Origin of the sequence: Psychroflexus sp. MES1-P1E (genome assembly GCF_002836055.1) — a bacterium.
GTDB lineage: Bacteria > Bacteroidota > Bacteroidia > Flavobacteriales > Flavobacteriaceae > Psychroflexus.
Genome location: NZ_PJBS01000245.1, coordinates 1 through 2,321 on the forward strand (window position 1 = coordinate 1; position 2,321 = coordinate 2,321).

The window sequence follows — 2,321 nt, forward strand, 5'->3', positions numbered from 1 at the left end:
TATTTCATGACTATCATCACAATTAGAGAATGTGAATGAATTTAAAATGGTATTTCCCCAATTAAGATCTTCTTGAGTTGCAGTTGAATTGCAGTTGAAATGATTAGCCCAATTAAGAGCACTATTCTGCGCTGACATAAATGTTCCAACAGAACTTACCCCTCCATTTAAGGGAATTATGCCATCAACTTCTCCGTTAACCTGAAAAACAGACATTGCTTTAGTAGGTGTTAGATCTCCTGTACTTAAGATTTGTTGGCTAAAAAGCGGAGCTATAGCATTGAAATGACTTGTAGATTTCCCTAACAGGTTTACTAACCCCGAACCATTTGAAAAGCCTATGGCGTAGGCTTTGGATGTGTCTATTAATGGAGAGGTTATTAATTGGTCGATAATTAAATCTACAAATTCTACATCATCAGCATTAGTAGGTTCAGAGCCTAAATTCCAAAACCCGCCATTACTTCCATTATTTGAATGTCCATTGGGAAAAACTCCAATAAATTCTTCAGAATTTATTAGTTCAACTATGTTGTTATTGTACAAGAAATCTTGTCCAGAACCTCCTGCTCCATGAAAAAAGAACACAATTGGATAAGATAATGAAGTGTTTAAATTTTGTGGTGTTTTTACATACACTAATCTAGGAACAGAATTTCCGTCAATTGTTTGATTAATCGTCACTTCATTTGTTCCACCTATTAAATTAAAAATATCTGGTATATCTGTTGCCTTGTCGTCTTTGTTACAGCTTTGAATTAAGGTAATACAAAAAGCTATGATAATTATTTTTTTCATTTTAGGGCTGGATTCAAGATTGTAACGCAACAAACGTTGCTTTTTTTTCGTTGATACTAAGCTATCTTTTTTAGTTCAGAACCCATCATTTCTTGAGGGGTTTTAAATCCTATAATTTTCCTTGGTCTATTATTGAGTTTTTCTTGAATAATTCTGAGTGATCTTTCATCGATTTTATTGAAGTCTCTTCCTTTAGGGAGATACCTTCTAATGAGTCCATTTGTATTTTCGTTAGTTCCTCTTTGCCAAGAAGAGTATGGGTGTGCAAAGTAAATTTTTATGTCAGTTTTTTTAGTTATTTTTTCGCGCCTAGCCATTTCAATTCCGTTATCATAAGTCATAGATTTTTTTAACTATTTTTTGAAGTTGATTTAGTTTTTTTGAAAACATTATAGCTTTTTCATCTGCTTTCTTACTTTTTAATTTTACAATTAAAGTGTCCCTAGATTTGCGTTCTACAATTGTTCCAATTGCAGATTTTTGGTTTTTACCAATCATTAAATCTCCTTCCCAATGTCATGTTTCTTCTCTTAGCTCAATATGTTTAGGTCTATTGTCAATACTGACTTGATTGATTATTTTACTTCCAGTTCCACGTCTTTTTTTAGCAGGTCTACGTCTTGTTTTTTTTCTGACTAATAGTTTGATGAGTTTTTGTTTAGACTTGCTTGAGACTTTGTATAGATGTACCTGTAAATAGATTCATGTGAGATTGACATAATTGGGTCATTAGGATATTCTAATTTAATTTTTCCTGCAATTTGTTTGGGAGTCCATTGTGATAAGAGGCCTTTAAAAACATACATTCTAAGTTTTTTATGAATGGATATTTTATCAGTGTTCCTTTTGTTTAAGTCATTGTCTTTAGCGTTCCAGTTAGCTAATTCAGCAGCGTATGTATCTTTATGAGATTGCACCCATTTATTAACTTCTCTGGTGATTGTAGAACGAGATCTATTTAGAGTTTTAGCGATGTAAGCTTTGGTCTTATTTTGTTGTAAAAGAGTCTCTATTTGAACCCTCTCTTTTAAGGTAAGCCGTCTATTTTTTTTACGAACCATAATAACAAATCTATAAATTTAGATTTGTTGCGTTAAGTTATTGATTACGCGATTAGATGCTAAATTTATGGATAACTTTTATGGTTATAGGCCAAACAAGAGTGGACATCAAGCTGTAAGAGAAGTACAGAAAAATGTACAGAAATACAGCTGGGTAATAGATTTGGATATCAAAGAATTTTTCGAGAATATCAACCATGAATTACTCTTCAAAGCACTAGAAGTTCACGTTTGTGAATCATGGGTTAAAATGTATATAAAGCGATGGTTAGAAGCACCTATCCAGCTTAAAGATGGTACATTAAAACACGCAACAGGAAGAGGGACACCGCAAGGAGGTGTAATTAGTGCGTTACTGTTCAATTTATTTTTACATTACTGTACAGATAGATGGCTTGTACTACATTTTCCTAAAATAAAAAGGGTTCGTTTCGCCGATGATATGATTATTCACTGTAGTAA

2 protein-coding genes and 1 pseudogene are annotated in these 2,321 nt (G+C 32.7%); 1 reads left to right on the forward strand and 2 read right to left on the reverse strand.

Features of this window, described 5'->3' with window-relative positions; all coding sequences use genetic code 11:
• On the reverse strand, nucleotides 1-798 hold a 798-nt coding region (locus CXF67_RS09345), incomplete at its 3' end, for a CE1 family esterase (RefSeq protein ID WP_102088515.1).
• A gap of 56 nt (nucleotides 799-854) precedes the next feature.
• Nucleotides 855-1,859 (reverse strand): annotated as a pseudogene (locus CXF67_RS19310) (IS30 family transposase).
• Between the two features lie 40 nt (nucleotides 1,860-1,899).
• On the opposite strand from CXF67_RS19310, the gene CXF67_RS09360 reads away from it, so the two are divergent.
• Nucleotides 1,900-2,321: reverse transcriptase domain-containing protein (locus CXF67_RS09360; protein WP_257984643.1), on the forward strand; the 422-nt coding region annotated here is incomplete at its 3' end.